We start from the raw sequence: 25,312 nt of genomic DNA on the forward strand, positions 1-25,312 counted from the left end.
ATCTTTTTATACGCCGGTAGCCGTGTTAAAAAAATTGCTACCTTTGTAGACTTGAGATAAAATAAACGATCCGGTATATAAATACAGTGATAACCAGCATGAAACAAACGAGTATAATAATCACTTTCCTCTCAATTCTTCTGCTAACCGCCTGCGTAAGCAAGCAGACAGAAGGAAATATAGTAACAGTAACAATCGAACCCCAACGCTATTTCGCCGAGAAGATAGCAGGGGATAAATTCAAAATAAACTGTGTGGTACCAGCCGGACAGAGTCCCGAAACGTACGATCCCACACCTCAACAAATGATACAGATAGGGAAAAGTATGGCCTATCTGCGTATCGGCCCTATCGGTTTCGAACAGGCCTGGATGGATAAGATACGCGAAAACAACCCGAAGCTGGAAGTGTTCGACACTTCCGAAGGGATGAACCTGCTTACCGACACGGAAGAAGACAGCCACGCACATAATCACGACGGCCACGATCACAGTGCTCATGCCGGAGAGGACGGGCATCACCATCATCATCATGGGGGAGTAGATCCGCATATCTGGAGTTCCATCACCGGAGCCAAAGTTGTAGCCTGGAATACATTGAATGCCTTTATCGCATTAGATCCCGACAATACGGAATATTTCTGGAAGAATTATAACGAACTGGTAGATGAAATAGATAAGACCGAGGGCGAGATCAAGCAATTACTCGACCCGCTGACCGATCGTACCTTTATTATCTACCATCCGGCCCTGACCTATTTTGCAAACGAATTCAACCTGACACAACTGTGTATCGAAATGGATGGCAAGGAGCCGTCACCGGCCCAACTGAAGAAGCTGGTGGAGACAGCCCGCGACAACAATGCCCGCGTAGTCTTTATCCAACAGGAATTCGACCAGAAGAATGCAGAGTTGATCGCCAAGGAAACAGGATGTAAACTGACTGTGATCAATCCGCTGGCTTATCACTGGTCGAAAGAAATGATACATATAGCAAAAGCACTGGCAGATGGACAAGCTCATTGAAATAGATAAGATAACAGCCGCCTACGGAAACAAAATAGTCCTGAAGGATGTCTCCCTGACTGTATGGAAAGATGACTTTCTGGGAATTATCGGGCCGAATGGCGGTGGAAAGACTACTTTGCTGAAGGTGATCCTCGGATTGCTTCAGCCTGTATCGGGTTCAATCCGTTTTTATCAGGATGGTGTGCCTGTATCTTCCCTTCGGATCGGTTATCTGCCCCAGTTGAACAATATCGACCGGAAGTTCCCTATCTCGGTCTGGGAAGTAATAGCTTCCGGACTGGCTGCCGAAAAGCCCCGTTTCCGTTCGTACACAGAGGCGCAGAAGCAGCGTATCGACGAAGTGATCCGGCAGATGGGACTCGAAGACCTTTATACCCGGTCGATCGGTGAATTGTCGGGCGGTCAGCTGCAACGTGTCCTGCTGGGGCGTTCAATCGTATCCCGTCCGCAATTGCTTATTCTGGACGAACCGAATTCGTATGTCGACAAACGGTTCGAATCGCGTTTCTATCAGTTGTTGGAAGAGATCAATAAGGAGAGTGCGATCATTCTTGTTTCGCACGACATCGGAACCGTCCTGGCGATGGTAAAGAATATAGCCTGCGTAAACGAAACATCACACTATCATTCCGGCGTGGATGTCACCGAGGAGTGGCTGGGCGAGAAATATGCCTGCCCGATCGAATTGATCGGACATGGTAACCTGCCGCACCGGGTATTGAAAACACACGAACACTAATTCTATTTTTTCCATGTCACACCCACTTTGTTTAATCTCATTGCCGGAACTCGGCGTTATCGTTGGCATCGCTGTTATTCTGTTTGGCTGCAAGGCGGTTTCGCAGAATCCTTTTATCAGCCGGGGGCAGAAGATCGTCTGGATAGTAATTATTGTCGTACTCAACTGGATCGGCCTGTTGTGGTATTACTACACCTATTATATGAAGAATAAAAACTAAGATATGAAGATATTGATTACAGGAGCAAGCGGTTTTATCGGTGGTTTTCTGGTAAAAGAAGCGTTGCGCAGAGGATATGAAACCTGGGCGGGTGTACGCGCCAGCAGTAGCCGGGAGAACCTGCAGGATGAACGGATCCGTTTTATCGATCTCAAATATAACAACCCGGAAGCGTTGACAGCGCAACTGACCGACTTTGCCCGTGAGCATGGCGCGTGGGATTATGTGATCCACAATGCCGGCCTGACCAAAACGACGGATAAAAAAAGCTTCTTCCGTATCAACGCAGAATATACGCATCACTTTATAGAAGCACTGGCTGCTGCCGGATGCAAACCGAAGAAATTCCTTTTGATGAGCAGCCTGAGCAGCTACGGCCGAGGAGACGAAAAGACTTTCCGTCCGATCCGGCTAGATGATCCGCAGCAACCGGATACGGCTTACGGAAAGAGTAAGCTCGAAGCCGAGAATTATATACGCAACCAGTCTCATTTCCCTTATGTGATCTTGCGTCCGACCGGTGTCTATGGCCCTGGTGAGAAGGATTATTTCATGGAGATCAAAAGTGTAAAGTCCGGACTGGATTTTGCCGTAGGCGCTATTCCCCAGCGTATCACATTTATCTATGTAAAAGATCTGGCTACCGTGGCTTTCCTCGCATTGGAAAACGAAGCGATCCGCAACCGCCACTACTTCGTGGCCGACGGGGATGTGCATACCGACGAGTCGTTTGCCCGGATGATACAGGATATACTCGGAAAGAAGCGGGTACTGCATGCCCGTATTCCGCTGGGATTAGTCAATATTGCCTGCCATTGTTCCGAATGGATCGGCAAGCTGCTGAACAAAAGCATGACACTGAACACCGATAAATACATCATCCTGAAACAACGTAACTGGATTTGTGATGTTACGCCGCTTCAGGATGAGCTGAACTTTACTCCCGAATATCCCTTACGTAAAGGACTGGAAGAAAGTATTGAATGGTACCGGAAGGAAGGGTGGTTGTAATCAGTCTATCTTCTTGACTGAACCCAACCCTGCCTTATCCATTTTTATGGTAGGGTTTCCTTTATATTTTACTGTTCCCATTCCGGCTATCTGGGCATTGATCCGGTCTTTTGCATACGTTTCAATCGTTCCTTTTCCGGCGATCTCGCACGATAAGGTCGAGAGTTCATAATCCAGCGCACGCACTTTACCGTTTCCGGCTATTTCAAAGTCTGCTTTTTCGCCTGCACCTTTCAGGTTGAATGTGGCTTGTCCTGCTATCTCTCCTTTAAATGTCCTCGCATAAAGTGCATCTGCATTCAAAGTACCTTTCCCGGCTGAACTTACTTCCATTTGGTCAACAGTCACAGTATCTCTTAACTCTAATGTCGTATTACCCGCCATACTGAATTTCACCTTCTCATTTGACGCGAATTTACCGTTCAGATTAAACACGTCAATCCCGGCCAGATCGGCTTTTTTCAAGGAAGAAGAATTAGTCGTGATCGTAAATTCCGTCGGACGGAGCCTTACCGGTTTCTTGTCGCGATCTTTCAGGCGGATAACAAGTTTCTTTCCATCCGTCTTGAACTCAAACAGATCGTAAATATTCTGATCCACCGTTACAGTCAAAGCCGGAGCCGATTCCTGCTGCGAATAATTGAAGATGATGGAAGAGCCCTGTACTTCAATCGCATCATAATCGGCGACATCGATCGCCTGGGTAATTACGTCACCATTGCCTTTGATAGACGGCATAAAGATACATCCCGAAGTGAGCAACAGGATGACGGACAGTACGGATAAATAGAGTGTTGTTTTCATATTGTTTTATTATTTTACTTCCTCAACGCTGCCTTTGCCGATCACTTTCTGCTGAACGGCTGTCGGGCCTTTGTAGCGGATATTGCCCTTACCGACAATATTCGCTTTCAGATTGTCGGTGGGGTGAACTTCCATTGTTCCGTTACCAGTCATTTTACATGTCAGATCAGGTACTTCCACACCGAAAGCCATTATTTCACCACTGCTGGTGATACTGTATTCTCCAACGGCCGCTTTTCCTTTCTTCAGGTTGATCGTACCGGAACCGTTGATGCTGCACTCCAGCTTATCGGCCTGCAAGTCGTTAACGACCATATTGGCGCTACCGGATACATTCAGCTCCAGCTTTCCTACTTTAACGGTTTCTTTCAACTGAACCAGACAGTTGGAGTTAGCCTTAATCTTCACTTCATCCCCGGTAATCGCACTATTAACCATGAAATTGGCATTGCCTGAAGCCTTCACTTCTTTCAGCCATTTTGAATTGGTTTTTACAATGAACTTGGTATAATGATCTACTTTAGCTCCTTTGAAGCCGATAGAGAGTTCCCTGTCTTTTATATTGATATTAACGAACTCATGCAAGTTCTCATCGACCGTTACTTCGATATACGGCTCTGCATCCGACTGTTCGTAATTAAAATCAATAACACCATCGATTTTGATCGTATTAAATTCATCGATCTTTATCTTCTTAGTGGTAAGAGTTCCGTTTCCCTTCACATGATCTGCTGCCTGGACTGTGAATAACAACCCTAATAACATGATAATAGATAATAAGCCTTTTGTTCTCATAATTTATTTGTTTAGTATTGCCTATCCTTTTAATAGACGCATCAAGGATGCGGTTGGTTACAAAAATAGGGGTAATTTAATTTATAATTCCTACATTTGCTATATTTTTATAGGGAATTAAGTTATGGAACAGCGTTTATTTGGCTCTGGTAAAGAAGACTATTCGAAAGTATATACGATATACTTTCCGAAACTGGTGCGCTTTTCCGAAACTTATCTGCTTTCGAAAGAAGAGGCGGAGAACATAGTACAGGATATATTTCTTTATTTGTGGGAAAACCGGGAACAGATACCTTTACTTGGGAATATGAATGCGTACCTTTTTACCGTTGTAAAGAACCGTTGCATCGATTTCCTTCGCAAACAAACCCAGGTCGGAAAACAAAAACAGTTGCTGTCGGAACTGGAAGAAAAGGAACTGCAATTTAAGTTATACTCTTTGCAGAAGTTTGATGAGAACAATCTTTCCGTATCGGATATAGACACACTTATCACACAGGCAGTCGATTCATTACCTGCCCGTTGCAAAGAGATTTTTATACTCAGTCGGATGGAAGGTTTACGGCATAAGGAAATAGCCGAGCGTCTGAATATCTCCGTTAACACCATAGAAAGCCAGATCGCTATTGCTTTGAAAAAGCTAAAGGTCACATTGAAAGATTATGTGCCATTGTTTATTTTTATCATCTGATCGTACCCTCTAAGATTTTCAATCCCTTTAAGTTCTTTTGGCAAGAAGGAGCCTGTGCCTGAAATGTTAAAGTCAAAATTTTTTGATTTTCTTTTTGGCGGCATTCTTATCTTTTACGTCATAAGAATAAAGAAGATATAATTTTATGAAAGAACAACTCGATAAATATTTTGCAGGTACACTTACCGATACCGAAAAGTTAAACCTTTTCCGGGAAATGGAACATGATGCCAGGCTGAAAGATGAAATGGCGGATATGCAGAATATTATGGCCTTATCCGGATTGATGGATAGGGAAGGCGATCAAAAATTGGTGGCCGGAAAGATCAAAGAACTGGAACGACGGGCCAACAGAAGGAGAGTACTTCATATATCCCGCTTGACGTTAAAGTATGCGGCTGTTTTCGCCCTGCTTTTCTCTACCTGGTTCCTTTCGGAGAAATATACATTGGAGAAACATCGGGACGAAGCGATCTGGATAGAAGCTCCCCAAGGACAGCGAGTATATCTGACGCTTGCCGACGGGACAGAAGCCTGGCTCAGTTCACGTACGAAAATAAAGGTTCCCAATCAGTTCAATAATAAAGAAAGAGTCGTAGAGCTGGACGGAGAAGGTTTCTTTGCCGTAAAGAAAGATGTGAAACGCCCGTTTATCGTCAAAACCAAACAATATAACGTGCAGGTATTGGGAACACAGTTCAATGTATTTGCCTATTCGACAAGTACCGATTTTGAAACCGATCTGCTGAAAGGATCTGTATATGTATATCACAGGGATGACAAAGAGAGCGGCCTTTACCTGAAACCGGATGAGAAGGTTTTCCTGAAAGACGGGACGTTGTTGAAATCAGCTTCAAACTTCAAACAATCAAAATACCTGAAGAACGGTATCTTTACTTTCGAAGATAAGCCCTTCGGCGAATTGCTGACAAGACTGGAACTGTGGTACGACGTCAAATTCACTGTAACGAAGCCGGAGATCAGGGAATATGTCTTTTCGGGCAAATTCCGCCAAAGCGACGATATAGCCAATATCCTGCAAGCGATACAGGAAGTGGGGAAATTTAATTTCCGGATAATTACGGAAAACGAGATAGAGATTTATTAACCTTATATGTAAAACTAAAAAAGAATATTGCCTATGTAAATATCAGTAATGAACAGATAGGACGAAACAGGGGAGTGTTGGTACCACTCCCCCGCAATAGTCAATACTATCTTCTTAGCGTTGTAACCTACAAAAAAAAAGTATTAACATTATTATTCAGCAAAGTTATGAAAAAAAACTTGTTGCAGACATGCTATTATGCTATAAGAGAACTTAAATCAAGAAAAATAGTTCGCATTATGAAATTATCAACCTTTTTCTTCTTCCTGCTTATCATGCAGCTGCATGCCGAGAATATTCAGTCACAGACGGCAAGTGTAGCTCTGAACAAGGAAGCACTCACGTTGAATGAATTGATATCGGAAATAGAATCGCAAACCGATTATCTGTTTATTTATAGTAAGAGCGATATAAATGTGAGCCGGCGGGTAAAAGTAAATACACCCAGCCGGCAGGTGTCCGATATTCTGAATGATATTTTTTCAGACAGTGATATTACCTATAAATTTGCCAACAACTATATCTCGTTGCGCAAAATAAATGAGAAAACGGCAACCGGTAATCCCGATCCGGCACAAACAAAGAAAATAGTCGTAACGGGTAAAGTGCTGGATTCCTTTGGTGATCCGGTTATCGGAGCCAATATCGTGGAAGACAATACCACAAACGGAACGGTCTCCGATATAGACGGGAACTTCAGCCTGTCGGTTGCAGAGAATGGCGTTTTGGCCGTTACCTTTATCGGATATATAGAACAAAAGATACCGGTAAAGAATAAGACTTCCTTCACCATTAAACTGAATGAAGACCTGCAAAAGTTGGATGAAGTGATTGTGGTTGGTTACGGTAGCATGAAAAAGAGCGACCTGACAGGATCGGTTGTCTCATTGAAGGCCGAAGAAATTAACTCACCTAACAACTCCAGTTTGGTACAGATGATGCAAGGACGTGCAGCTGGTGTTGTTATCACTCAGAACAGTACACAGCCAGGTGGTGCAGCCGATGTGCGTATCCGTGGACTTTCTTCTGTAAATGCCAGTAAAACACCGCTATATGTAGTAGATGGTTTTCCTGTGGATAATACAAACTTTTATCCGGGTTCGGGAGATGTGTTTGACGGCCCGAAGAAAGACCCGCTAAATAGTATCAACCCTTCTGATATCGAGAGTATGGAAGTGTTGAAAGATGCGTCAGCTACGGCCATCTACGGATCACGTGCCGCCAACGGCGTTATTCTGATCACGACCAAACAGGGTAAAGAAGGAAAGGCGAAGGTCACTTTGAACTCTTCTTTCGGTATTCAGACAATCGCCAAACGGTTCGAGTTCCTGGATGGTTCGGAATTCGGGAAAGTGACTAATGAAATGTTTTCCCTGTATAATAAGAACCCATACTATACCAATGACGAAATTGCGGCATTCGGAAAAGGGACAAACTGGCTTGACGAGGTGACGCATACCGGTATGGTTACTAATCATGACCTGTCTTTGCAGGGTGGTACGGCTTCGACCAAATATATGGTGTCGGCCAGCTATCATCTGAATAACGGTATAGTAAAAGAAAGTTCTTTTGAGCGTTATAGCTTCCGTGTAAATCTGGAACAGAAGATATCCTCTCTCTTTAGCGTGAATATTTCCAGCTTTATGAGTAATACATCAGACAAGAATGTAGCTGTAGGTACACGTGCAGAAGATACAGGTGTATTATCCGGCGCCTATACATTCCCGTCAAATGTTCCGGTTCGTGATGAAAATGGCAAATTTTCAAAGAACCCGCGCTATGCCTTGTTGCCTAACCCGGTATCTTTGCTGGATATCGACGACAAAACACGTTCGAAGAGATCTATGTTGAATGCATCGTTAAATATAACTCCTACCGACTACCTGTTTATCAAATTGCAGGCAGGCACGGATATGCAAGACTCCAAACGTGAATACTACAATCCTAAAACAACGCGCAACGGGGCCGATGCCAATGGTATCGCTTCTGTAACAGCCACTCAGGGACGCAGCAACCTGTTTGAAGGAACAGCTACATTCAAGAAGGAGTTTAATAAAGTTCATAAACTGGATATCATGGCCGGTTATACTTATCAGGATTTCACTTATGAAGAACTGACAGCCAAGGTGTCAAATTTCTTTACCGACTATTTTGGATACAATAATATCGGTATCGGTGAAACTTATAGTGCTCCGGGAACTACGAAAAGAATGAATAAACTGTTATCCGGCATAGCTCGTGTAAACTATAACTTCGCAGACCGTTATTTGTTTACCGCAACATTCAGAGCAGACGGTTCGTCTAAATTCGACAAAGAGCATCGTTTCGGCTATTTTCCCTCTTTCTCTGCTGCATGGCGCATCTCTAACGAAGAGTTTATGAAAGGACTTACATCGTTATCGAACATGAAACTTCGTCTCGGTTATGGTGAAACAGGTAATCAGGATATCGGTAACAACAGTTACCAGAACTTGCTGAAAAAAGGATATGAGTACGTTTTCGGTAATTCTCCGGTTACAACGATCATTCCGGGTAATGCAGGTAATCCACTGCTGATGTGGGAAACAGCCAAACAGTTTAATATCGGTTTGGATATGGGCTTTCTCAACAATCGCGTTTCAGGAACTCTTGAATATTACCAAATCAATACGGATAATCTGTTGCTGCAATTCTCCACCCCGGCCTATTCCGGATATACTTCACAATGGAGAAATGCAGGTGAGATTATCAACCGTGGAGTGGAGTTTACTTTGAATACAACTAATATCCGTACCCGCAACTTCCAATGGGAAACTTTACTGACCGTTTCTCACAACAAGAACAAATGGAACGATCGTGCCGGTTTGCCTAAACCATATATCGGAGCTTCCGAAAATGATCCGGTGAATGCAATCTATGGATATACATACGATGGTATCTGGCAGGAAGGTGATGATATCAAAAACAGTGCACAGCCTAATTCTGTACCCGGAAATATCCGTTTCAAGGATATTGGCGGACGCGATGCCGACGGGAACTTTGTTGCGGGGCCGGACGGAAAGATCAACGATGCGGATATAAGTTATCTGGGAACTCCAGATCCTAAGGTGGAATTAGGTTTTGGCAATGACCTGACCTATAAGAACTGGAACCTGAATATCTTCTTCAATGCCCGTCTGGGTGGTAAGAAATACAATCAGTTCCGTGCTTATTACGAAAACCCGGTAAGAGTTTACGAAGGTTTCAATGCATTCAGCAGTGTGATGGATCGCTGGACTCCGACAAATACAACCAGCCAGATTCATTCGGGAGCCGCCAACCCTTATGGTGGCGATATGAATACATTCTATGTAGAAGATGCATCGTTCTTACGACTGAAATCTGTCAGGCTGACTTACAACACGAAGATTCAGTCTTTCCCTCTCAGTGTGTATGTCGACGCCCAAAACCTGTTTACCATAACAGGATATTCAGGTTACGATCCTGAAATTGGAGGCACAAACGATTATAATACATATCCTGCTTGCCGTACATTCATGGCAGGTTTAAGAATCAGTTTTTAAAAAGTTACAATTATGAAGACACTCAAAATATATTTGCTGGCAGGTTTAACTTGCTTACTTTCTTCCTGTCTGGACACACAGTTGTATAATGAGATAGCTGTTGACGACTTTTTCAATACGGAATCGGATGCACGGGCATATCTGAACGGTGTGTATGGCGGTTTTCGTGATAGAAGTGCCCGTAATTACATCCCCGCAGGCGAATATGCGTATCAGATGCTGAACGAAATAGCGGCCGACGGTCTGATTTTCGGTCCCGGAGCACAGAGCGGCAAAGGCAGTCAGTATGAAATGGCCGAATGGGGAGTTGACTTTTATGTAACCTCTTCTCTTTGGAACGATTTGTACCTGGCTATTGTCCGTGCCAACATTGGAATCGACAATCTGGGAAAAGTGGAGACAAACGACACTAAGCTGATAGAACAATTTGTAGCAGAAGCACGTGTAGCTAGAGCCTGGTTTTATGCGGACCTTACTTATCTGTACGGAGATGTTCCTTTTATCACAGATTCAAAGTTTGATATAACATCGAAACCCAAACGTGAATCGAAAGATAAGATCATCGAATTTTGTATTTCAGAGATTCTGCCTTCTATTGAGAAACTTCCCGAAAGCTATCCGGCTGAAGATTACGGCCGTTTTACAAAATCAGCCGCCCAGGCCAAGCTTTGTAAAATATATCTGGAAGCCAAGATGTGGAAAGAATGTGCCGATATGGCAAACGAGATTATTAATAATTCGCCTCATAAGCTTGTATCTGACTGGGGTAAATTATGGGGTGTGGAGAATGAGAAGAATATAGAAACAATTTTCTCAATCCCCTGTTTGCCTCCCCGCTATCAGCATTCGGCTTATGCTGCGCATTTTCATCCGGCAGACTTCCTTATTGAAGGCGGCGGTTCTATCGGTTGGGATTATTATCGTTGTACCTGGGATTTCTATAATACATTCGATCCGGCCGATAAACGCAGAGCAGACATGCTGACTTCATACATCAGTGTTGAGAAAGATGCCAACGGACAAAATATCCGCAAGGAGATTGGTCATGGCGGTGGCGAAGGGCCGATACCGAATAAGTTCCCACTTGACCCGGCTCATATCGGGTGGACTGAAGGAACAGATGTCGTGCTGATCCGTCTGGCTGATATTATTCTGGCACGCGCCGAATCATTGAATGAGTTGAACGGTCCCAATCAGGAGTCAATCGACCTAATCAACCAGATCCGTACACGCGCATTCGGAAACGAAACCCACAACTTAAAACTGGCTGATTACGGTACGAAGGAAGCGTTGCGTGCTGCTATCCTGCAGGAAAGAGGATGGGAGTTATATCTGGAAGGATACCGCCGTCTCGATCTAATCCGTCATGGAGTTTATATCGATGCTATGAAGAAGAAAGGTTCAACGTTTGTTTCTAACAGTCAGTTATTGTTACCGATACCGACCAGTGAAATTAATCTGAACCCGAATCTGACACAAAACGATTATTGATAGATAAACAGGATTTAAGGTAAAAGAGGAAGGAAGCAACCGGATAAAAGATAGGATCAGTATATCTTCCGGTTGCTTTTTTGTTTACTTTGAGTTTGATAAACAGAACAGTTATGAGAGTACGATTTAAAATAGTCCTTTTCTGTAGCATTTTCTTTTCAACAGTTCTTTACGGACAGGACACCGGATGGACGCTACCGACTCCGGATAGCAATAAGCTGCCAACAGCCCTGATCCCCTATCCCGATGAGGTGATCCGGCAAAAAGGATGTTTCAGCTTTTCTACACTAAAAGCTGATATCGGTTCTTTGGATAAGATAAAAGATCATGAACAGGTCGGAAAAGAACTGAACGAAGTCTGTATGTTCTGGAATATGCCGGAACAGGCGCCAACTGTATGCAAGGTTTACTTTGAACAACTCCCCGAAGAACAGGATGCATTAAAAAGAGAGGCCTATCAGCTGGCTATCTCGGATAACAGCGTCCGGATTTCAGCGAACAGTTTTGCCGGGTTCTTCAACGCCTTGCAAACATTACGACAGTTGATCAAAGAAACTTCCGATGCATACGAACTTTCTAATTGTATTATTAATGATGTCCCGGCTTTCTCCATCAGAGGCGTAATGCTGGATGTCGGACGTAATTATGCGGCCACGCCGTTTATAAAGGAGATGATAAGAAAACTATCCTATTACAAAATTAATGTATTACACTTACATCTGACCGATGATCCGGGATGGAGAATCGAAGTAAAAGGAATGCCGGAACTGACAGCTCCATCTTCCTTCTGGAAAACCCGCCAGCCGGGGAAATATTATACACAGGAAGAACTGATATCACTCGAAAATTATTGCACGACGTTGAATATGCGGATCATCCCGGAAGTGGATATGCCGGGGCACAGTGCTTATTTCGAAAAAGCAACCGGCCTGAAACTTCAGACACAGCAAGGAATGGCTACACTTCAAAAGGCATTGGACGAGGTAATTCCCTTATTCAAAGATTCGTTTTTTCATATCGGCTCGGATGAAGTTCATTTTGAAATGGATAGCTTTATGCCCGAAATGATAAAATACGTTCGTAGCAAAGGGAAGGAAGTGATAACCTGGTATCCGGGATATTCGCCTGACAACAAGGCTATACGGATGTGCTGGGGTGAGAATGAAGCCGCACATCCCATTGACAAAACGGCACGCTACATCGACAGCAATGGTTTTTACATGGATTATATGGACTCACAAGGGGGTATGCTGCAAACCTTCTTCCAGCAACCTTGCGAAGTACCCGTTGGCAATGACAACGCACTGGGTAGCATCATGTGTGTCTGGACAGACGGGGCATTAAGTTCTGAACAACGTTTACTGGAACAATATCCTTTCTATCCTTGCATGCTAACCTTTGCCGAACGTATCTGGCGCGGAAGCAGAGAGAAGAGACGCGACCTGATGGCACAGGTTCCCTCTAAAGGCACACCGGAATGGAGTGCTTTTGCCGAGTTTGAAGATCGCCTGGTTTATCACCGGGATCATTATTTTAAACACACGCCATTTGCTTACGTAAAACAAGCTGAAATAAAGTGGCGGATAATCGGTCCTTTCGATCATAAAGGGATAAACGATACTTCTTTTGAACCGGAGAGATTGATAAAAAAAGAATACATAGTAAATGATACCTTGATGAAATGGACACCTTCACCCATTTATGGAGGCGAAGTTCAAATCCGTAATCTGTATGCCATGTTCAACGCACATCAGGGCAAATACCGGTTGGACCATTGGCCTACGGCGATGTCGCCTGCCGTTGGCAAAGGTGATGGAACCTGCTACGCACTGACTTACATAAACAGCCCGGAAGAGCAGGATGTCTATCTGATGTTTGGACTGAACGGTATGTGGGGACATTCCGGTGGATATCGCACGGCAAGAGCACCTGAGCAAGGAAGCTGGGATTTCAGTGGAGGTGATATCTGGCTCAACGACGAGCGGGTGAGTCCTCCTCACTGGCCATTCGAAAGCTTACCCTGGACAGGCTGGGGAAAAGGGCGCATAGAAACACCGCTGACAGAAGAAGGCTACTTCTATCGTCCCCCTGTGAGAATCAAACTGAAGAAAGGGTTGAATAAAGTCCTTATCCGTAGTGTATTCGGGCATTGGAAAGGAGATAACGGACAGCGTAAATGGCAATTTTGTTGCATTCCCGTTCAATGGGACGGCTTGCATTACACAGAAGTGGAAGGACTGGAATATGTAGATTGGATAGAATAAAAAGCACAAAAATAACCCGGAGACTACTTTTCTGCAAACACTTGCGCGAAAAGTAATTCCGGGTTTACTACAACTCTCCCTATATTGTATTAATTCACATGATCGATATCGCTGCCACCACTTGCACTCTTATTTACTTTCGGATCGCCTTTGTACCTAATGTCGCTACCGCCACTAGCTGAGGCATCCAGGCTTTCAGTGACATTGGTTTCGATGTCGCTGCCACCGCTGGAAGCACAGTCCAAACTCTTCACTATGAACTTGTACGCATGGATATCGCTACCACCACTGCTACGGTATAATCCGCTATTTGCTTTACCGGCTAATGAGATGTCGCTACCGCCAGATGTACGGACTTCTATTTCGTCACATTCCAGGTCGGTGGCTTGCACGTCGCTGCCCCCACTCAGACTGAATTTGCATACTCCAGATATACGAACCGGATTTTTCAGATAAACATCGCTACCGCCGGAAGTACTTACTTCCAGATTATCGGTCGTAAGATCGCTTTTCAGATAAAAATCAGTACTACCCGATGTGCTCAGCTTAGTCAATTCACTGGAATGTCCGTTTATTTCCAGAGCGGTCGGGGATATTTGGCTCCCTTTCTTTGCTTCTATCATCAGAATACCGTTGGTAGATTCGATCTTTAATGCAGAAAGCAGATTCTCATCAATCTTGATTTCCAGGCCTGCATTACCTTTCTGCTGGCTATAATTGAATACAGGCGATTTGAATTTCTGCCCCCAGGAAAACAATCCATTAAATCCGGAAGAACCTATCCCTTGTCCTATTCTTATCTCTGTAAAATCAGATACATTGATCTCTTTGGTGATGATATTACCGTTCCCTTTCACTCCTCTTGCATGACACGAAATCAGTCCCAGTGTCATTAATCCGATGAATGCTAATGCAATTGCTCTCATACTGTTTTTTCCTTTTAAGTTTAATATTTAGTTTGCTTTTTTCAGTTTGCCGGAACCGATAATACTTTTGCTGGTAGTCGGACCCCCTTTGTAATATACGTTTCCGCTTCCTACGATATTGGCTTCCAGACGGTCTTTGGCATAAGCCTGGATATTACCGCTGCCGGCAATATTACATTCCACTTTGCCGGTGGTACAGTCGTAAGCTTTTATACTTCCGCTTGCCGCAAGATTGTATTCTGCTTGTTCGGCCTTCCCTCCTATCTGAATGAAACCACTACCGGCCAGGCTGCATTCAACCCCTCTCAGATCGATGTCCGATGCAACAACGCTACCAGAACTTGCCAGGTTCACCTCCAGCTTGTTTCCTTCCACTTTCTTCTTCAGCAGGATATTTCCGCTACCGGCCATATTGATTTCCAGCTTACTTATATTTATCGGGCTGGCGATAATAAAATCACCGGAAGAAACAACGTTCAGTTCCTTTATCTCGCGCGAATTCGTTACCACCTTGAATGTCGTCGGATTCAGGTTGTAAGTATTTCCGTTACGGCTACTTTCGTTTATTCTTTTCGGGCCGACTTTCAACTCTTTGCCTTCCACATTTATTTTAAGCAAAGGGAACAGGTTTTCGTCGATGGTTACTTTCAGATAAGGAGCCGCATCCGACTGTTCATAGATAAACTCCATGACGCCAACCGTCGATATTTCATTATAATCGCTGATTGAAATTTCTTTAGTAATCACGTTTCCGTTTCCATCGACTGTTTTTTCAGTGATGGCAAAGCCTGTCAGAGTGGTCATCAGGCAAGCAATAAGAAGAAGTACTTTTGTTTTCATCTGATTTATTTTTAGTTCTTTCTTTATAAGACGAAGGAGATATGGTTTCGGTTGCATATTGGAAGCACTTTTTTCAGAAAATAATAAAAAAAAGAAAACCGCGACCCGTATTTATAACGGATGCGGTCTCTTTGCTTCCCAACGAAGCAATCTCACGATTCCTCCTTTGCAAAGACTTGTTAACCTTAGATCTAAAATACTATGAAAAAAACTCGATGCAAATATAAGAGGAATTATAGTATGTGCAATAAACAATTGTATCAATTTATTGTAAATTTGTCACTTTATGATTCAAATGTTACATTTTTTGATCGATTTATTCTATAACTCCAAACTTTTCCGGAATAGAATCCATAATATCAAATAGTTCGGCTACAGTCTCTGCACGGAGCATGGCAACGCGAGTCGGTTTGAAATCGGCAATACCCTTGAACAAGGGAGTTGCTGCCAGATGGCGACGGATATGAAGAATGCCGCGCCGCTCGTCCAGACGTTCCACACTCTGGTTGACCTGCTGTTTCAGGATATCCAGATACCAGGTAAATTTTTCGTCGGGTAGCGGTGTCCCGTTCGTCAGGAAATGTTTCACCTCACGGAATATCCAGGGACGGCCGATACTTCCGCGACCGATCATTACCCCATCGACACCATACTGGTCGAAACGTTCCTTGCAGGTTTCAGCAGACGTCACATCGCCATTACCGATAATAGGAATATGCATACGAGGATTATTCTTCACTTCACCGATCAGCGTCCAGTCCGCATCGCCGGTGTACATCTGTGCCCGTGTACGGCCATGTATGGAGAGGGCGGCAATCCCGCAATCCTGCAACTGCTCGGCCAGGTCGACGATTATTTTATTATCGGCATCCCATCCCAGACGCGTTTTCACCGTCACCGGGATATTGATCGCCTTTACCACCTCTCTTGTAATCTCCAGCATCAGAGGAATATTCCGCAGCATACCTGCCCCGGCTCCTTTACCTGCCACCTTCTTTACCGGACAACCGAAATTGATATCGAGAATATCAGGGCGGGCAGCTTCACAAATTCGGGCAGCTTCCACCATCGCGTCCACTTCCTTACCATATATCTGTATGGCTACCGGACGTTCGTCTTCGGCAACCGTCAGTTTTTCCTGTGTCTTGTTCACGCTACGGATCAGTGCGTCGCTCGATACAAATTCCGTATAAACCATATCTGCACCAAAACGTTTGCACATCAAACGGAAAGAGATATCTGTCACATCTTCCATCGGTGCCAGAAACACCGGGCGTTCACCTAAATCTATTGAGCCTATCTTCATACCTTCTTATTATAGTCTACAAAAGTACTGCTTTTCCGGTTAGAAACATGAAAGAATCAGGCCGAATCTCTACTGGAATTTGTAATGGGAAAGGTAAGTTTATAAACACGAATAGCGCGGATTTAGAAAGTTTTGAGTCTTGAAGCTAGGAATGTGAGTCATTAAGCGACATTCTGGACCCGAAGGGTTCAATTGTGAATAGCCCCCGGTGAAGCCGGGGGATCCGATATCCGCCGGATGGTACGTCCCCGAAGGGGGCGAATAATACGCTCATGTTGACCCCCTTCGGGGATCACCGGATGGATATCATTACCAACCCCCGGCTTCACCGGGGGCTATTCACAGTTAGTCCTTTCAGGACAAGCGGCGACACTGAAACATTCAAAACTGGCAAGAACTGAGCCAACAATACTTACTAAGTATATTTAGAGAAACAACTATCATACTATCACTAATCCATTTAATATCGTTATAATCAAGGCTTGCAACAGTGATAGTTGCCGATTTTAACTATCACTCATCTATCACCCTACTATCACTGTCTCGTCCTGAAACCGGATACATGCCGGTCTTTTTATATGTGGTATATATCTAATTATCAGATATATAATAACAAATATCGCTTTATATCCGGCTCTTGACGCTCTCAAAGCTCGGATGTGAGCATCGTCGAGACACAGGTGTAAAATAGGTTGATATGGAGGTTTTGAGAACAAGGAGTAAGTATTTCAATGACAACCTATTTCAGGACAAGACAGATCAACCCGGATTGGTAATATGCTTATTACTGTATCATATATTGTGATACTGAATTATCATATATTATGATACTAGAGTACCATATGTTATGACACAACAGTATCATAATATATGGCATTTTTATCTTCTAAAGACCAGTAACTTACCAGTCAACAATCCTTCCGGATGCGAATGGCTGTAAGTTCAATGCCGTCTCGTTGACGGCTTACGCCTCTTGGGCTGGTTGGTGTTTATTCGCCAAACCGGGTAATACGTTGCATAAATCGTGTTGTTTCGTCCGATAATACTCCTATTTCGGAAAATTATGGGTGTTTTCCCTTGTTGATTCGGAAAACCTCTTTACCTTTGCAACGATTCCGTAGCGGGCAGCGGCTCGCGATACACGGTTTCAATTACATATTGTAAGCATTTTACGAAGATTATTCCAACTCAAAAATCTGGTAAATTTTTAGTACACCGGAATAATGGACAGTAAATGCTTGCGCTTATTACGTATAAGTTCATCCACCATTTTTATGGGTGGATTGTTATTATATCGTATAGGCGCGGGCTGTTGTTCTATTATTGGTGTACGGGCTTACCAGAGCCTTTGAGTTAATAATAGACAACACGCTCGCGTTTTTTTATGCCCGTTCATAATCATTCGCGGGGGTGTTCTCACCCTTCGTAAAATTAGTTGTTGGATTTTTAATCCCTATTTATAAACAATTAATTTTTTAAGATTATGAACAAAAAGTTTTCTACACTTGTGGCTGTCCTTCTGGCAGCCGGTGCTTGGACTACGATGGATGCAAAGGTGGTGAAGGTTGAGACTCCCATTGATGCTCAGTCTTATTTAGTCGGAAGCGGAATTACTGCAGAAGATGCAGGTTTTACGAATGCTCTTACTTATAGTGGGACTACATTGACTTATGGCGCATTAACGCCAGATGCAACATCTTCTGTGTGGACTATTGAGTACAAGACGTCAGGTAATGCAGCTGATGGTTTTTATTTGAAAGCAGGAAGTAATTATGTGGTTGCTGCAAATGATGCTAACACAGCTCCTATATTGGGCGATGAATCAGGAAGCAATGTAAAAGTTCTTTTTACTTGGGCTACAGACAGTGAAAAGAATTATTTTCAAGTAAAAGAACAGGTTGGAACTAATACCAAGGTGAATGCAAATACCTATTTGAAATTAGGTGCCACCTTGGATTGTGACGCTACTGCAGGTAATGCAACAGCTATTGATTTAGCTGTTTACGCCGCCGATTCCAATGTCCCCGGTTTCGACTTGAATGTAGATGATCAGGGTAAGTTGATATTTACGGGTGACGTAGCAGCTCCTAACTTCGCAGCTCCTGTATATTTCCAGATTGATGGAAACTATATTTATGTAAGTGGTAGCGATGTTAAGACTGATATGACTGCTGCACCGAAAGCCGGAGAAGCTGTTAAAGCATCCTGGAGATGGGAAAATGGTAAGTTAGTTTCTGTTGCTGCTGAAAATGCGGATGCAAAGGCAAAAGCTAAGTATTTGAAAGTCGGATCAGTAACTAGATCTCTTGCGTATACATTGGTAGAAAGTGCTAATGCTACCTCTTTCGCGATTGAAGGCAATGCAATTACAGCAAATAATAGTGGAACACCGGTAAGTTTGACAACTCCGACCATGTACGCTTCTGCTGTATTGGCAAACACCCAGGCGAAAGCTGAAGTAACTATCGCAGGTGGTTCAAATGTTGTAGCAGGTAAGTTGCAAATATTGAATGCTCCTTCCGGTTATGTTGTTATCTCTTTGCAGGAAGGTGCTACGACTAAATATCTGAAAGCAGGTGCGTCTAACACTTATGAAACTGATATTGAATTGACCGCTGCGCTTACAAACGGAGACCCGAAAGAATATGAAAAGTATTTGTGGAATGTTTCTTCTAAAACACTTGCAGGAAAAGCATACTATACTTTCACCAGCTTGGCAAAGAATGGAGATAAGAATTATGTAGCTTTTGAAGAACATCTAGCAAATGCTGTTTACTCTAAACAAGGTATTACTTTGGGTAATGGTACACAGTTTATTGGTATAGATGGAAATTTAGGTAATACTCCTGCCGTTTTCGGTTTCTACAATGCATTCCAGTTAGCTAAGACACAGGCACAGTTGAACGGTATCTACAGCCCGGGCTTTGAAATGACTGTCAAAGTCAGCAAAGATGGTAAAGAAACGATCGAAGATATCGATGTATTCGGCAAGACAATGTATCCGAAAGCTACTAACGCTACAAATATAGGTGAAACAACTGTAGAATTGTGGGATAACAATAATACACAAGCTAAGGGTGCTAAACTTCTTGCATTGGATATAACAAAGACATTCGACTCTACTTCTCCTATTGTAGGTGAGTTCGTTTGGATTACACCAACAGAACTTAGCAAGAATGGTACTAATTACGAAACAGGTTTCCAATTTATTTATTCACTTGGAGATCCAGCTTTGATTGAAGAAGTAAAAGTGGGTGGTTTAGGCTCTCTGTATATCTTCAAGGCTTCTGATAAATATTATCTGACTGTTAATAAGGCTGTGGACGAGGATACTACACTCCCGTACATCAAATTGGAAGGAAGCAACATCTACGATGTTAAGAAGTTGTTAGGCCAGTATCTGAGCTTCTCTTATGCTGATACAAAAGCAAATGCAGTAGCTGCAGGTGAAGAATATAAGTTAGGCGGTATGTTAGCTATTACTGAAAACACTACAGTAGAAGCTGATTTCATCACAGGTACAAGAGCTACATTGCCTGAAGCACAGTGGGCTGTAACTGCTGCTGATAAGGATAATAACAAATTTACGTTGACAAACCGTGAAAATGCATCTAAGACACTTACGGGTGTTCAGTTGCGTGAAGTAGGTAATAAGTTTATTATGACTGTTGAAGGTGGTAATGGATCTGCTAATATCACATCAGATTTAGTAACTCTGACTACAACAGCATTGAACAAGACAACTAACTTCGACGGTTACATGCAGTCTACTCCGAATGCGTTGAGAAATGTAAACTACTATCTGGGTCAGTATCACGCTGTAGAAGGTAACAATCATGCTTACTTCGTAGAAAACCATACTGAAAAGGCAAGTCACCAGATCGGTATGACAGCTGAAAAAGAAAAAGCTCAGAAGTGGAACCTGCGTTTGGCTACAAAAGCAGATGAAGATGGTAAATATACATTAGTTGATACTGTAAAAGTTCCTTTGGTATTCGCTACACTGATAGATGGTAAGATTGTAACTGATGCAAAGAATAAAGATGTAGTAAAAGATACTTTGTTCATTCTTCCGTATGCATTCCAGAACGCTTCTAACAGAGAATTAGTTTCTTACAAAGAAGGTAAAGGTTTTGAATTCTATTACTGTAATGAAGATTACAAGGAAAACAGCGATGTGAATAGTGATGAAGTTATCAAGTTCGCTTTGAAGATGAAACCTGATAATACTTACAACTTCGTTGAACTTAGCATGGATAAAGCTCACGATACTGATGCTCTGGGTGCAGAGAAAGTATTGGGAGGCAACAGTGCCAACAAGGGTGTTATCTCTCGCGTAGCAACTTACGATCAGAATGCAAACTCTCTGATGGTTGTTGAAAAAGCAGATGCTCCTGAATACCATAAAATTGCTATGGCTTGGGGTGATACAATCAAATTGTTCCGTGACGAAAACAACTCACAGGTTGTTTTCGAAAAACTGGATAGGAAGTCTGTTGTAGAGAAAGATACGTTGAGCTTCCTGAATATCGATAACGTTAATCAGTTCAAAGTAAACCCGGCTATCTTTGCAGATACTGCTTATATCAACCGCGTAGATGCTAACGGTGAATTGAACACTTGCTACCAGTACTTACTGGCTGTAAATGTAGATCCTGAAAAGTCTTACTATTGCCCGTACAACCCGGAACATAATACAGACGAATGGAGAAAAGAACATAATGGCCCTTGTGCTGACGCAAAAGAACACAGAGCAGTTTATGGTCGCTTCCTGATCAACCTGATCGATACAGCTAATGTGTATGGTGAAGAACATATCCATAACAACCCGTATATTGACGAAGTTGAAGTAGGTGCCGACAAACGTGCAAAACTGTCGTTCGTAGAAGGTATCCATGCAGATGATACATTATATGTAACTCGTCAGGGTGGTGAAGTTGTTAAGTTGGCTATGGATACTCCGGACTTCAATGTAGCTAAGTTTGCCTTCCGTTATGTTGATGCTGATGCTAAGACATTCAAGATTCAGACTCAGTTTAAAGAATATGCTCCTGAAACAGATGCTGATGATCTTCATGTATCTAACGAAGGTTACCTGAGATGGATCAACGGTGCATTGGTTGTAACAGAAGACTTCGAAAACGGTGACGTATTCGGTATCGAAGAAAACTACGAAGGCAACCCTGTTGCTAACGAAGATATCACAGCTTCTTCTATCAGCGTAATCGCTCAGGAAGGTAAAGTTGTTATCAACGGTGCAGCCGGTAAGAAAGTTACTATCAGCAACGTTCTTGGCCAGACAATCGCCAACACAGTTCTTTCTTCCGACAACGCTACCATCGCTGCTCCTGCAGGTATCGTAGTAGTAGCCGTAGAAGGTGAAGCAGCTGTAAAGGCAATCGTAAAATAATAGAAACTTTTTATAATCAATAATTTTAAATTAGGCTGCGTGGCAAGGGCGGTTCGCGAACCGCCCCCAACCAATTACCCCGTGAGGGCGAACAAGTGGTCAGTATTAATATTAAAATAGTGAAATAAAGTTCTTTCTGTTCTACCTTTGTGAAGAGCGAAAACAGACAACAAGCAAGCCCCGGTGGATTCGTCCGTCGGGGCTCCGTTGTATACGACAATCGTGTGCAGGTCTGTTGAGATAAGGTACTAAAAGTTAACGGTGTTTATTCAGGAAATATAAGAAGAAACCCCTATCTTTGTGGTTTCTAATTTAAAACCAAACAGCTTTGAACGAAAAAGAATTTGAAATAATGGCTCCGGTCGGTTCATACGAATCGCTGATGGCAGCTATACAGGGTGGTGCCGACTCCATCTATTTCGGCATTGAAGGACTGAATATGCGTTCGCGCTCTTCCAATAATTTCACGACCGACGACCTGCGTAAGATCGTTTCCATCTGCAAAGAACATGGGATCAAAAGCTATCTGACTGTCAACACCGTTATCTACGGGGAAGACCTGGCGTTGATGCGCGAGATCATCGATGCTGCAAAAGACGCCGAAGTATCCGCTATCATCGCAGCCGATGTGGCCGCCATGAGCTATGCAAACCGTATCGGACAGGAAGTGCACCTCTCCACACAGCTGAATATATCGAATGTAGAAGCGCTGAAGTTTTACGCCCAGTTTGCCGATGTCGTTGTGCTGGCACGCGAACTGAACCTCAAGCAGGTTTCCGAAATCTATCAGCAGATTGTCGAACAACAGATTGTTGGGCCACGTGGCGAACTGATCCGTATCGAAATGTTTGCCCACGGGGCTTTGTGCATGGCCGTCTCCGGTAAATGCTATCTGAGCCTGCATGAGATGAATGCGTCGGCCAACCGGGGTGCTTGCATGCAGATCTGCCGCCGTGGCTATACGGTGAAAGACAAGGACAGCAATATCGAACTGGATATCGAAAACCAGTACATCATGTCTCCTAAAGACCTGAAGACGATCCATTTCATGAATAAGATGATGGATGCCGGTGTCCGTGTATTCAAGATAGAAGGTCGTGCCCGCGGCCCCGAGTATGTACGCATCGTCACCGAATGTTATAAAGAAGCAGTCAAAGCCTATTGCAACGGCACGTACGATGAAGAGAAGATCGCCGTATGGGACGAACGTCTGAAAAGCGTCTTCAACCGTGGCTTCTGGGATGGTTATTACCTGGGACAGCGTCTGGGCGAATGGAGCAGCAAATACGGTTCCGGCTCGACCAAGAAGAAGGTGTATGTGGCAAAGGGCATTAAATATTTCAGTGGCATCGGTGTTGCGGAGTTCGAAATGGAGTCGGGTACCTTGAAGGTGGGCGACGAGATCCTGATCACCGGCCCGACAACAGGTGCCGTTATGCAGACGATCGACGAGATACGCGTAGACCTGAAACCGGTGGAAGAAACAGTCAAAGGCGAACGTTTCTCTTTTAAAGTGACCGAGAAGGTACGCCCTTCCGACCGCCTCTACAAAATGGTATCCGAGAATAATAACAACAAAGAACTGAAATAAATGAAAGAGTATATCTTTAAACTGACAGACAAGGTACGCGACTACGAATGCGACCTGCAGGGAGTCGTGAACAACGCCAACTATCAGCATTATATGGAACATACCCGTCATGAGTTCCTTGAGTCGCTGGGGGAAAACTTCGGTGCGATGCATGATAAAGGGGTCGACGGGTTCGTATCTCATGTAGATATCGATTTCAAGACTTCCCTGAAAAGCGGCGACAGTTATATCTCCTGCCTGAATGTCTATAAGAAAGGCGTGAAACTGGTCTTTGAACAGGATATTTACAGAGCTTCCGACGGTGCACTGGCAACCAAAGGGAAAGTGGAATCGGTCGTCGTGCAGGACGGGAAACTGACCCGGGGTGAATACTTCGATGCGATGCTGGAAAGGATAAAGAACAAGTTATGATATAATATGACAGACAAACGAATTTACCAAATCGGCCTAACTATGATAAACGGTGTCGGAGATATCCTGGCCCGTCAGCTTTTGCAGTCGATGGGTGACGCAGAAGCCGTCTTTACGGAAAAAAGACAGAACTTGGAGAAGATTCCGGGTATCGGAAGCCTGACGGCCGCCGAGATCAAACGCCCGGAAGTCCTTCTGCAGGCAGAGAAAGAGTTAGCCTTCGTTGAAAAGAACCATATCACCTGTTATTTCCTGACAGAGGAAACCTATCCCAAACGCCTCAGGGAATGTACGGATGCTCCGATACTCTTCTATTATAAAGGTACGGCAGACCTGAATACGTCCCGCATCATCAGTATTGTAGGAACACGCCACGCAACGGAATATGGCAGGGCGGTGACAGAGGAACTGATACAAACGTTGTCGGCTTCCTTCCCTGATCTGCTGGTTGTAAGCGGACTGGCTTACGGCATCGATGTCTGTGCCCACCGTAGCGCACTCAAAGCCGGATTGCCTACTATCGGCGTACTGGCGCATGGTCTCGACCGGATTTATCCCCCGGCTCATCGCTCCACTGCCGTAGAAATGCTGCAACAGGGCGGATTGTTGTCCGACTTCCCCAGCGGCACGGAACCTGATAAACCGAACTTCGTCAAGCGCAACCGGATCGTTGCCGGACTGGCTGATGCTACGCTTGTAGTCGAGTCGGCCGAGAAAGGCGGTTCGCTGATCACAGCTGATATAGCGTTCTCTTACGGACGGGATGTATATGCTTTTCCGGGACGGGTAAACGATATTCACTCCAAAGGATGTAATGCCCTGATCCGGCAGAACAAGGCCGGCCTGATCACTTCTGCCGCCGATCTGATCTCCGCGCTTTGCTGGGATGTGGAGAAGAAAGCCGCGCCTGCCCCTGTCCAGTCCGAACTGTTCTTCGGAGAAGAGGACAGCCGAACAGGAGCTATCACGACACTTCTCCAGGAAAAAGGCGAAATGCACATCGACCAGCTGGCAAAGTCGCTCGATCAGCCTGTCCGCGAACTATTCCCCCTTCTGTTCGAGCTGGAGATGAACGGACGGATCCGGACTTTGCCGGGAAATATCTATAAACTGGTTTAACAGAGAACGGGGTGTG

General features: G+C 44.0%; 18 protein-coding genes. 13 read left to right on the plus strand and 5 right to left on the minus strand.

Features of this window, described 5'->3' with window-relative positions:
• The first annotated feature begins 98 nt into the window (after positions 1–98).
• Genes HMPREF1536_RS06565 through HMPREF1536_RS06580 form a run of 4 tightly spaced genes read left to right on the plus strand, consistent with a single transcriptional unit; the run spans position 99 to position 2,998 of the window.
• Complete coding sequence (locus tag HMPREF1536_RS06565; protein ID WP_028727139.1) at positions 99–1,025, plus strand: metal ABC transporter solute-binding protein, Zn/Mn family; 927 nt, start codon at positions 99–101, stop codon at positions 1,023–1,025.
• On the plus strand, positions 1,009–1,767 hold the full coding sequence (locus HMPREF1536_RS06570) for a metal ABC transporter ATP-binding protein (RefSeq protein ID WP_028727140.1): 759 nt from the start codon (positions 1,009–1,011) through the stop codon (positions 1,765–1,767). The genes HMPREF1536_RS06565 and HMPREF1536_RS06570 overlap by 17 nt, the downstream gene beginning before the upstream one ends.
• 13 nt (positions 1,768–1,780) lie before the next feature.
• Positions 1,781–1,987, plus strand: coding sequence for a hypothetical protein (locus HMPREF1536_RS06575; protein ID WP_028727141.1), 207 nt, complete (start codon positions 1,781–1,783; stop codon positions 1,985–1,987).
• Positions 1,988–1,990: 3 nt separating this feature from the next.
• On the plus strand, positions 1,991–2,998 hold the full coding sequence (locus HMPREF1536_RS06580; RefSeq protein ID WP_028727142.1) for an NAD-dependent epimerase/dehydratase family protein: 1,008 nt from the start codon (positions 1,991–1,993) through the stop codon (positions 2,996–2,998).
• On the opposite strand, the gene HMPREF1536_RS06585 is transcribed toward HMPREF1536_RS06580, so the two are convergent.
• Together HMPREF1536_RS06585 and HMPREF1536_RS06590 are read right to left on the minus strand one after the other, a co-directional pair.
• A complete protein-coding gene (locus HMPREF1536_RS06585) occupies positions 2,999–3,802 on the minus strand; it encodes a GIN domain-containing protein (protein WP_028727143.1) in 804 nt (267 codons plus the stop codon).
• 9 nt (positions 3,803–3,811) lie between these two features.
• Positions 3,812–4,597 (minus strand): head GIN domain-containing protein, encoded by a 786-nt coding sequence (locus tag HMPREF1536_RS06590; protein WP_028727144.1) that lies wholly within the window; start codon positions 4,595–4,597, stop codon positions 3,812–3,814.
• A 124-nt stretch (positions 4,598–4,721) separates the two neighbouring features.
• Between HMPREF1536_RS06590 and HMPREF1536_RS06595 the strand changes: the two genes are divergently transcribed.
• From HMPREF1536_RS06595 to HMPREF1536_RS06615, 5 genes are all read left to right on the plus strand, one after another.
• Complete coding sequence (locus tag HMPREF1536_RS06595) at positions 4,722–5,288, plus strand: RNA polymerase sigma-70 factor (protein WP_028727145.1); 567 nt, start codon at positions 4,722–4,724, stop codon at positions 5,286–5,288.
• Positions 5,289–5,433: 145 nt separating this feature from the next.
• Positions 5,434–6,396: a FecR family protein gene (locus HMPREF1536_RS06600; protein WP_028727146.1), complete on the plus strand. Its 963-nt coding sequence runs from the start codon at positions 5,434–5,436 to the stop codon at positions 6,394–6,396.
• Between the two features lie 239 nt (positions 6,397–6,635).
• On the plus strand, positions 6,636–9,938 hold the full coding sequence (locus HMPREF1536_RS06605; RefSeq protein ID WP_028727147.1) for a TonB-dependent receptor: 3,303 nt from the start codon (positions 6,636–6,638) through the stop codon (positions 9,936–9,938).
• A gap of 12 nt (positions 9,939–9,950) precedes the next feature.
• Positions 9,951–11,429: a RagB/SusD family nutrient uptake outer membrane protein gene (locus HMPREF1536_RS06610; protein ID WP_028727148.1), complete on the plus strand. Its 1,479-nt coding sequence runs from the start codon at positions 9,951–9,953 to the stop codon at positions 11,427–11,429.
• 113 nt (positions 11,430–11,542) lie between these two features.
• Positions 11,543–13,693, plus strand: coding sequence for a family 20 glycosylhydrolase (locus tag HMPREF1536_RS06615; RefSeq protein ID WP_028727149.1), 2,151 nt, complete (start codon positions 11,543–11,545; stop codon positions 13,691–13,693).
• Positions 13,694–13,782: 89 nt separating this feature from the next.
• Here the strand turns inward: HMPREF1536_RS06615 and HMPREF1536_RS06620 are convergent, their stop codons facing one another.
• The 3 genes from HMPREF1536_RS06620 to dusB form a co-directional block, all read right to left on the minus strand.
• Positions 13,783–14,619 carry a head GIN domain-containing protein gene (locus tag HMPREF1536_RS06620; RefSeq protein WP_028727150.1) on the minus strand — a complete coding sequence of 279 codons (837 nt, stop codon included), beginning with the start codon at positions 14,617–14,619 and terminating at the stop codon, positions 13,783–13,785.
• 27 nt (positions 14,620–14,646) lie between these two features.
• Positions 14,647–15,459: a head GIN domain-containing protein gene (locus HMPREF1536_RS06625; RefSeq protein WP_028727151.1), complete on the minus strand. Its 813-nt coding sequence runs from the start codon at positions 15,457–15,459 to the stop codon at positions 14,647–14,649.
• Between the two features lie 316 nt (positions 15,460–15,775).
• Positions 15,776–16,765, minus strand: coding sequence for a tRNA dihydrouridine synthase DusB (gene dusB, locus HMPREF1536_RS06630; RefSeq protein ID WP_028727152.1), 990 nt, complete (start codon positions 16,763–16,765; stop codon positions 15,776–15,778).
• Between the two features lie 1,483 nt (positions 16,766–18,248).
• On the opposite strand from dusB, the gene HMPREF1536_RS06635 reads away from it, so the two are divergent.
• The 4 genes from HMPREF1536_RS06635 to dprA all read left to right on the plus strand — a co-directional run bounded on the left by HMPREF1536_RS06635 (position 18,249) and on the right by dprA (position 25,296).
• Positions 18,249–22,175 carry a DUF6383 domain-containing protein gene (locus tag HMPREF1536_RS06635; RefSeq protein WP_028727153.1) on the plus strand — a complete coding sequence of 1,309 codons (3,927 nt, stop codon included), beginning with the start codon at positions 18,249–18,251 and terminating at the stop codon, positions 22,173–22,175.
• Positions 22,176–22,503: 328 nt separating this feature from the next.
• Positions 22,504–23,766 (plus strand): peptidase U32 family protein, encoded by a 1,263-nt coding sequence (locus HMPREF1536_RS06640; RefSeq protein WP_028727154.1) that lies wholly within the window; start codon positions 22,504–22,506, stop codon positions 23,764–23,766.
• Positions 23,767–24,177 carry an acyl-CoA thioesterase gene (locus HMPREF1536_RS06645; protein WP_028727155.1) on the plus strand — a complete coding sequence of 137 codons (411 nt, stop codon included), beginning with the start codon at positions 23,767–23,769 and terminating at the stop codon, positions 24,175–24,177.
• A 6-nt stretch (positions 24,178–24,183) separates the two neighbouring features.
• Positions 24,184–25,296: a DNA-processing protein DprA gene (dprA, locus tag HMPREF1536_RS06650; protein WP_028727156.1), complete on the plus strand. Its 1,113-nt coding sequence runs from the start codon at positions 24,184–24,186 to the stop codon at positions 25,294–25,296.
• The last annotated feature ends 16 nt before the right edge of the window (positions 25,297–25,312 follow it).

Origin of the sequence: Parabacteroides gordonii MS-1 = DSM 23371, from assembly GCF_000969825.1 — a bacterium.
Classification (GTDB): domain Bacteria; phylum Bacteroidota; class Bacteroidia; order Bacteroidales; family Tannerellaceae; genus Parabacteroides; species Parabacteroides gordonii.

What these genes read in the sequence shown, in the direction of transcription:
- HMPREF1536_RS06570 (WP_028727140.1), top strand. Translation starts at nt 1,009, where the DNA reads ATGGACAAGCTCATTGAAATAGATAAGATAACAGCCGCCTACGGAAAC.
- HMPREF1536_RS06645 (WP_028727155.1), top strand. Translation starts at nt 23,767, where the DNA reads ATGAAAGAGTATATCTTTAAACTGACAGACAAGGTACGCGACTACGAA.
- HMPREF1536_RS06605 (WP_028727147.1), top strand. Translation starts at nt 6,636, where the DNA reads ATGAAATTATCAACCTTTTTCTTCTTCCTGCTTATCATGCAGCTGCAT.
- HMPREF1536_RS06610 (WP_028727148.1), top strand. Translation starts at nt 9,951, where the DNA reads ATGAAGACACTCAAAATATATTTGCTGGCAGGTTTAACTTGCTTACTT.
- HMPREF1536_RS06635 (WP_028727153.1), top strand. Translation starts at nt 18,249, where the DNA reads ATGAACAAAAAGTTTTCTACACTTGTGGCTGTCCTTCTGGCAGCCGGT.
- HMPREF1536_RS06615 (WP_028727149.1), top strand. Translation starts at nt 11,543, where the DNA reads ATGAGAGTACGATTTAAAATAGTCCTTTTCTGTAGCATTTTCTTTTCA.
- HMPREF1536_RS06625 (WP_028727151.1), bottom strand. Translation starts at nt 15,459, where the DNA reads ATGAAAACAAAAGTACTTCTTCTTATTGCTTGCCTGATGACCACTCTG.
- HMPREF1536_RS06620 (WP_028727150.1), bottom strand. Translation starts at nt 14,619, where the DNA reads ATGAGAGCAATTGCATTAGCATTCATCGGATTAATGACACTGGGACTG.
- HMPREF1536_RS06585 (WP_028727143.1), bottom strand. Translation starts at nt 3,802, where the DNA reads ATGAAAACAACACTCTATTTATCCGTACTGTCCGTCATCCTGTTGCTC.
- HMPREF1536_RS06565 (WP_028727139.1), top strand. Translation starts at nt 99, where the DNA reads ATGAAACAAACGAGTATAATAATCACTTTCCTCTCAATTCTTCTGCTA.
- dusB (WP_028727152.1), bottom strand. Translation starts at nt 16,765, where the DNA reads ATGAAGATAGGCTCAATAGATTTAGGTGAACGCCCGGTGTTTCTGGCA.
- HMPREF1536_RS06575 (WP_028727141.1), top strand. Translation starts at nt 1,781, where the DNA reads ATGTCACACCCACTTTGTTTAATCTCATTGCCGGAACTCGGCGTTATC.
- HMPREF1536_RS06595 (WP_028727145.1), top strand. Translation starts at nt 4,722, where the DNA reads ATGGAACAGCGTTTATTTGGCTCTGGTAAAGAAGACTATTCGAAAGTA.
- HMPREF1536_RS06590 (WP_028727144.1), bottom strand. Translation starts at nt 4,597, where the DNA reads ATGAGAACAAAAGGCTTATTATCTATTATCATGTTATTAGGGTTGTTA.
- HMPREF1536_RS06600 (WP_028727146.1), top strand. Translation starts at nt 5,434, where the DNA reads ATGAAAGAACAACTCGATAAATATTTTGCAGGTACACTTACCGATACC.
- dprA (WP_028727156.1), top strand. Translation starts at nt 24,184, where the DNA reads ATGACAGACAAACGAATTTACCAAATCGGCCTAACTATGATAAACGGT.
- HMPREF1536_RS06580 (WP_028727142.1), top strand. Translation starts at nt 1,991, where the DNA reads ATGAAGATATTGATTACAGGAGCAAGCGGTTTTATCGGTGGTTTTCTG.